The 6,239-nt window shown below is 71.3% G+C and carries 5 protein-coding genes; 2 read left to right on the top strand and 3 right to left on the bottom strand.

Annotated elements, in window-relative coordinates; translation table 11 throughout:
- Nucleotides 1–82: 82 nt before the first annotated feature.
- From AC1D2K_RS27855 to AC1D2K_RS27845, 3 genes are read right to left on the bottom strand one after another with little or no spacing between them, the layout of a single operon-like run.
- Nucleotides 83–1,156 (bottom strand): mechanosensitive ion channel family protein, encoded by a 1,074-nt coding sequence (locus AC1D2K_RS27855; protein ID WP_478092751.1) that lies wholly within the window; start codon nucleotides 1,154–1,156, stop codon nucleotides 83–85.
- Nucleotides 1,156–3,387, bottom strand: a complete 2,232-nt coding sequence (locus AC1D2K_RS27850; RefSeq protein WP_478092750.1) for an FUSC family protein — start codon at nucleotides 3,385–3,387, stop codon at nucleotides 1,156–1,158. The genes AC1D2K_RS27855 and AC1D2K_RS27850 overlap by 1 nt, the downstream gene beginning before the upstream one ends.
- On the bottom strand, nucleotides 3,387–4,421 hold the full coding sequence (locus tag AC1D2K_RS27845) for an inositol monophosphatase family protein (RefSeq protein ID WP_478092748.1): 1,035 nt from the start codon (nucleotides 4,419–4,421) through the stop codon (nucleotides 3,387–3,389). The genes AC1D2K_RS27850 and AC1D2K_RS27845 overlap by 1 nt, the downstream gene beginning before the upstream one ends.
- Before the next feature lie 141 nt (nucleotides 4,422–4,562).
- Between AC1D2K_RS27845 and AC1D2K_RS27840 the strand changes: the two genes are divergently transcribed.
- Nucleotides 4,563–5,324 (top strand): RNA methyltransferase, encoded by a 762-nt coding sequence (locus AC1D2K_RS27840; protein ID WP_478092746.1) that lies wholly within the window; start codon nucleotides 4,563–4,565, stop codon nucleotides 5,322–5,324.
- 35 nt (nucleotides 5,325–5,359) lie between these two features.
- Nucleotides 5,360–6,136 (top strand): serine O-acetyltransferase, encoded by a 777-nt coding sequence (cysE, locus tag AC1D2K_RS27835; RefSeq protein WP_478092744.1) that lies wholly within the window; start codon nucleotides 5,360–5,362, stop codon nucleotides 6,134–6,136.
- The last annotated feature ends 103 nt before the right edge of the window (nucleotides 6,137–6,239 follow it).

Raw genomic sequence — 6,239 nt, 5'->3', positions numbered from 1 at the left:
GCCCAAGGCCGACCGCGGGCGGCGCGGCGGTTGAGCGGCGGGCAGCGCCTCCCTGCCAAGGCGATCCGCGGGGTGCTTCGGCTCAGGGCTGCTGCTGCGCCGCAGCGGCCGGTCGCGCCGCGTCGCCCTCGATCCGCATCCGCGGCAGGAACTGCGGGTACTCGCGCTGCATGAAATCGATCAGCCCCTCGCGCACCGTGCAGCGCAGGTCGAAGGCCAGCGCCGACGACGCCGCGGTGCACAGCACCCGGATCTGCATCGTGCGCTCGGTGGTGTCGGTCACGCGCAGGTTGAAGAAGCGGCCGTCCCATTCGGGCGCGGCTTTCACGATGCGCTCGACCTCGGCCCGCAGTGGCGCCAGCGGCATGCCGTAGTCGGCGAAGACGAAGACCGAGCCGAGCAGCTGGGAGTCGTGGCGGGTCCAGTTCTGGAACGGCTTCTCGATGAAGTAGGTGAGCGGCAGGATGAGCCGCCGGTCGTCCCAGATCCGCAGCACCACGAAGGTCCCGGTGATCTCTTCGACCCGTCCCCATTCGCCCTCGACCACCAGCACGTCGTCGAGCCGGATTGGCTGCGCCAGCGCGATCTGCAGCCCGGCGATCAGGTTGCTGAACACCGGCTTGGCCGCCAGGCCGGCGACGATGCCGATCACGCCGGCCGAGGCCAGCAGGCTGGCGCCGACCTGGCGCGCCCCCGGGAAGGTCATGAGCATGAGCGCGGCGCCCGCCACCAGCAGCACCGAGTTGGCGGTGCGCGCCAGCACCCGCGCCTGGGTCAGCACGCGGCGGGCCTGCAGGTTGTCCCGGATGTCCGAGGGATGCTGCTTGACCATGCCTTGCGCGAAGCCGCTGACCGCGCTGACCGCGAGCCAGGTCCCCACCGCGATCAGCAGCAGCCCATTCAGATGGCGGACATTGCCGATGAATCGCAGGTCGTCCGGCGCGGCCTGCCAGACCAGCTGCAGCGCGATCAGGGGCAGCACGACCCGGGCCGGCCGCTTGATCGCGAGCAGCATCGCGTGCAGCGCCGGCACCGAACGGGTGACGCGATCGAGCACCAGCCCGGCCACCCGGTGGGCGAGCAGCGCCAGCGGCACGGCGAGCAGCGCGGCCAGAAAGGGGCCGAACCACGGATGGGCGATCAGTGTCTGGATCATCAGGGGGTCTGGGGACTGTGCTCTGAGAGGGGTTGCAGGATGCGTGCCGCATCGTCGCGCAGTTGCGCCGCAATGCCCGTGGCGAGGTCGAGCCGGCGCAGCAGCCACGGCGTGACGTCGTTGTCGAAGGGGTCGGGCAGCGGAACCCGGCCGGCCAGGGTGGTCGCCGGGGCGCTGTCCGGCATCGAGGGGCCTCCGGTCGGTGCCGTGCCGATCATGGCCACGATGCGCTGGGCCGTGCGCGCGAGCGGGCCTTCGATCTCGGCCGGCGTGAGCCGGTCGCGCCGCAGCACCAGCATCGACTTGACGGCGCTCAACTGGGCCAGCAGCTGGTAGCTGTGGGCCTGCAGGTGTTCCAGCGGCTCGAGCGGCGGCTGCACCGCGCGCGGTTCCGACAGCGAGCGCTGCGTGGCCTGCACCAGGGCCGACAGGCTGTCGTAGGCCTCGCGGCGCGCCAGCCGCCATTCGAGTTCGGGGCTGACGCCCACCGAGCGCAACTGGCCCAGCCCTAGCGCGAGCCGCGCATGGCGCGCCTGGGCGCCCAGCACGCGCGCCACCAGGGTCGGGATCTGGCCGCGCTCCCACGACGGCAGCACGTAGCAGAAGGCCCAGGCCAGCGCGGCGCCGATCAGGGTGTCGGCCACGCGTTCGAACAGCGCGAAGGTGGTGCTCATGCCGGTGTTGAGCATGTGCGCCTGAACCAGTCCGAGCACGGTGGCCGCCACCGCGGTGATCAGGTAGCGCCGCACCGCGAAGCCGTGGGCGATCGCCTGGGCCAGCGTCATCCCGGCGAGAAGCGCCAGCGGCGACGGACGCGCCGACAGCAGCGCCACCGCGAAGACGCAGCCCAGCAGCGTGCCGGCCACGCGGCTGTTGCGCCGCTCCAGCGTCTGCGACAGGCTGCCCCGGAGCACGACCACGATGGTCAGCAGGATCCAGTACTCGTGCGAACCCCAGGGCAGCGCAAGCGCGATGCCGTAGCCGGCCGCGATCGCCAGCGCGGCGCGGATGGCGTGGCGCAGCGGCGGCGCGTCCCAGCGCCAGAGCGCGAGAAAGGGCCGCAACGACCATTCGGTCGGGCTCACGAACATCTGCCAGCTGGCCCGCACCACCGCGAGATCGGGCTCGCGGTCGCCGCGGGCGAGGGCTGACAGCCGAAGCACCTCGTCGTTGATGTGGCCGATGCGGCTGGCCAGCCCGCGCGCCAGCATGGCCGGCGTCGGGCCGACGTAGCCGCGCGCCGGCACGGCTTCCGGTTCGAGGTGGATGGCCGTGAGCTCGCGGCGGCGGTCGACCACCACGGGGGGCTGGCGTCCCAGCAGCAACGCATCGGCCAGCGCCGTGGTGTCGTCGGCCAGCGCTTCGAGGATGCGCCGCATTTCGACCAGCGCCGCCGCGTGGCCCGGGTGCGCCTTGAGCGCGTCGAGGTCGAGTTCGCTGGCCAGCAGCAGGTCGCGCAGCTCGAGCACCGTCATCAGCATGCCGGCGAGGCGCTGCCGATACGGCGTGCGCGGCGATTCGAGCACGATGTCGCGCGCCGCCTGCAACTGGTCGGCCAGCGCGGCCTGCTGGCCCAGCAACTGGCCGAGCAGGGAGGCCGGCACTTCGCGGATGTCGCCGGAATCGTCGCGCGGCGTGAACTGGCGGGCCTCGGTGCGCATCAGCGCCGCCAGCGAGAGCAGCAGGTCGGCCATCACCTGCACCCGGTAGCGCGCGTTGAGCGCCAGGTTGGCGAGCACCGCGTAGATCACGTAGAGCCCGGCCCCGAGACCGAAATGCAGCGTGCGCTGCACGGCCTCGGCCATGTCGACGGGCTTCGGCGTCGACATCGAGAAGATCATCGAGAACATCACCGCGATCGCGATCGGGATGCCGCGCTTGCCCCAGGCCATCGCGAGGAAGGCCAGGAAGGTGGCCGGCACCAGCACCAGGCCGAGCCGCAGCGGCGCCGCATGCAGCATCTGCACGAGGAAGAACAGCGGCAGCCCGATCAGCGGCGCCGGCAGCATCTGCAGGAACTTGCCGCGGCGCGGCCCGGGCAGGTCGGGCGGGGCGGTCACGATGACGCCGACCGAGGCGGCGGTGGCCGCGAGGGTGCCCAGCACCAGGTGCACGCCGCCCGAGATCAGCAGCAGCCCGAACGCCACCGACATGCCATTGGCGATGTAGTGGCCCAGCGCCACGCGCATCGCGGCGCGGCTGCGGACGGCGGCCGCGCTCGGCGAGTGCATCACTTCGCGGCGGCGTCGCCTTCGGCGGGCGTGGCGGGCGCCTCGCGGCGGATGCGCGTGAGCTTGCGCGGCGCCGCGGGCACGGCGGCCGCGGCGGCAGCTTCGTCGCCGGACGCCGGCTCACGCGTGGCGTCGATGGTGCTGCGGGCGTAGGTGTCGCCCGCGTGGGCCGAGGGATCGACCGCGCGCACGCGGTCGCTGGCGCGCAGCTTGTCGTCCAGGCCCGCGAACTTGGAGTACTTGGCCAGGAGCGGCACCAGCTGGCCGTAGATGCGCGGGGCGCCGGCCAGGCATTCGCGCTGGTCGAGGAACTCGGGCTCGCCGGTGAAGTTGCCGATCAGGCCGCCGGCCTCGGTGACGATCAAGGAGCCGGCCGCCACGTCCCAGATGTTGAGGCCGGTCTCGAAGAAGGCGTCCGTGAAGCCGGCCGCCACGTAGGCCAGGTCGAGCGCCGCCGCACCGGGGCGGCGCAGGCCGGCCGCGCGCGGCATCAGGTCGGCCATGATGGCCAGGTACTGCTTGAAGTTGTCGCCGGTGCGGAACGGGAAGCCGGTCGAGATCAGGCACTCGGACAGCCGGGTGCGCTTGCTCACGCGCAGGCGGCGGTCGTTCATGAAGGCGCCGCGGCCCTTGGTGGCGGTGAAGAGGTCGTTGCGGCTCGGGTCGTAGATCACCGCCTGCTCGATCTTGCCGCGCACCGACAGCGCGATCRAGACGCAGTAGACCGGGAAGCCGTGGATGAAGTTGGTGGTGCCGTCCAGCGGATCGATGATCCAGACGAAATCCGAGTCCTTGGCCCCGTGCTGGGAGCCCGATTCCTCGGCCAGGATGCCGTGCCCCGGGTAGGCGGTGAGCAGCGTCTCGATGATCGCGTGCTCGCTCGCATGATCGACTTCGGTCACGAAGTCATTGACCTGCTTCTGCGAAATGCGCACGGCCTCGACGTCGAGCGCGGCGCGATTGATGATGGCGCCGGCGGCGCGGGCGGCCTTGACGGCCACATTGAGCATGGGGTGCAGGTTGGGGGACGACATGAATTGTGTGAAGAACGGAAAAGGGGCGATCGGTTGATGCGCTGGCCCCCTGGAAAGCGGCCCGGCGATGCGGGCGGCGAGAATCGGGGGATTTTACCGGCTCCGCGAAGCCGCTGTCCCGAACCCCTGGCCGAGCCCCCCATGCGAACCCGATTCATCCTGATCCAGACCAGCCATGCCGGCAATGTCGGCGCCGCCGCCCGCGCCATGAAGACCATGGGCTTCGACGACCTGGTGCTGGTGGCGCCACGCTGGGCCAACGTGCTGCGGCGCGAGGAGACCATCCAGCGTGCCAGCGGGGCGCTCGACGTGCTGACCAACGCGCGCATCGTCGAGACGCTGGACGAGGCCCTCGATGGCGTCACCCACCTGTGCGCGACCGCGATGATCCCGCGTGACTTCGGCCCCCCGACCCGCACGCCGCGCGAGCACCTGGAGCCGCTGGCCCGGGGGGAGGCGCAGCATGTCGCCTTCCTGTTCGGCTCCGAGCGCTTCGGCATGCGCAACGAGGACGTCTACCGCTGCAACGTCGCGCTCAGCATCCCGACCGATCCGGCCTTCGGTTCGCTGAACCTGGGCGCGGCGATCCAGGTGGTCGCCTACGAATGGCGGCTGGCCCTGGGCGGCTACGAGGTGCGCGACGCCACGCCGCGGCCCCGCGCGGCCGACGCGCAGTCGGTGGCCGGCATGCTCGACCACTGGGAGCGCTCGCTGGTCAAGATCGGCTTTCTCGACCCCGAGGCGCCCAAGAAGCTCATGCCGCGGCTGCAGCAGCTGTTCAACCGGGCGCAGCCGACGCCGGAGGAAATCCACATCCTGCGCGGCATCGCCAAGGCGATGGCGGAGGCGGCGGACGGTGGTCCGAAAACCCCATCCCCTGTGCGCGAAGGGCCGGGGATTTAGACTGCCGACCCCCTATCGATATAACAAGAACCCGCATGTTCTCGCGCCTGCGCTCCGACATCCAGTGCATCCTCGACCGCGACCCGGCGGCCCGCACGCGCTGGGAGGTGTTGACCCTCTATCCCGGCCTGCACGCCGTGGTGCTGCACCGTCTTGCGCACTGGTGCTGGGGGCATGGGCTCAAGTGGGTCGGCCGTTTCATCTCCCAATGCTCGCGCTGGTTCACCGGCATCGAGATCCATCCCGGGGCGATCGTCGGCGACCGGGTGTTCTTCGATCACGCCATGGGCGTGGTGGTCGGCGAGACCGCCGAGATCGGCGACGGCTGCACCATCTACCAGGGCGTGACGCTGGGCGGCACCTCGCTCTACAAGGGGGCCAAGCGGCACCCGACGCTAGGCCGCAACGTGGTGGTCGGTGCCGGCGCCAAGGTTCTGGGCGGCTTCACGGTCGGTGACGGCGCCAAGGTCGGTTCGAACGCGGTCGTCACCAAGCCGGTGCCGGCCGGCGCCACGGCGGTCGGCAATCCGGCGCGGATCATCGAGGCCGATTCCGCCGCCCGGCGCGAGGAAACCGCCTCGCGCATGGGTTTTTCGGCCTACGGCGTGACCCAGAACGACGATCCCCTGTCGCTCGCGATGCGCGGCCTGATCGACAACGCCGCCGGCCAGGAGCACCAGATCGCGCTGCTGTGGCAGGCGATCGAGGCGCTGTCGGCGCAGCAGCCCGGCAAGAAGGACTGCGTGCCGGTGGATGCGGCCCGTGACGAATGCTTCGAAGCCGAGCGGTTGACCCAACTGATCGGCAAGTAGAGGGCCCCCACGCTCCCCCACTTCGTGTGGGTCGCTGCCCCCCAAGGGGGCCGCAGGCCGCCTTGGGGCGGCCCGGCGCCGGCCTTACTGGCCCCCCACGCTC

It is taken from the genome of Variovorax sp. P1_H12_2 (assembly GCF_056405335.1).
This window is presented reverse-complemented; position numbering and strand designations above follow the sequence as displayed.

Bases quoted from the DNA above. Each gene is read 5' to 3' on its own strand.
- AC1D2K_RS27855 (WP_478092751.1), bottom strand. From the start codon at position 1,156: ATGATCCAGACACTGATCGCCCATCCGTGGTTCGGCCCCTTTCTGGCC.
- AC1D2K_RS27850 (WP_478092750.1), bottom strand. From the start codon at position 3,387: ATGCACTCGCCGAGCGCGGCCGCCGTCCGCAGCCGCGCCGCGATGCGC.
- AC1D2K_RS27840 (WP_478092746.1), top strand. From the start codon at position 4,563: ATGCGAACCCGATTCATCCTGATCCAGACCAGCCATGCCGGCAATGTC.
- cysE (WP_478092744.1), top strand. From the start codon at position 5,360: ATGTTCTCGCGCCTGCGCTCCGACATCCAGTGCATCCTCGACCGCGAC.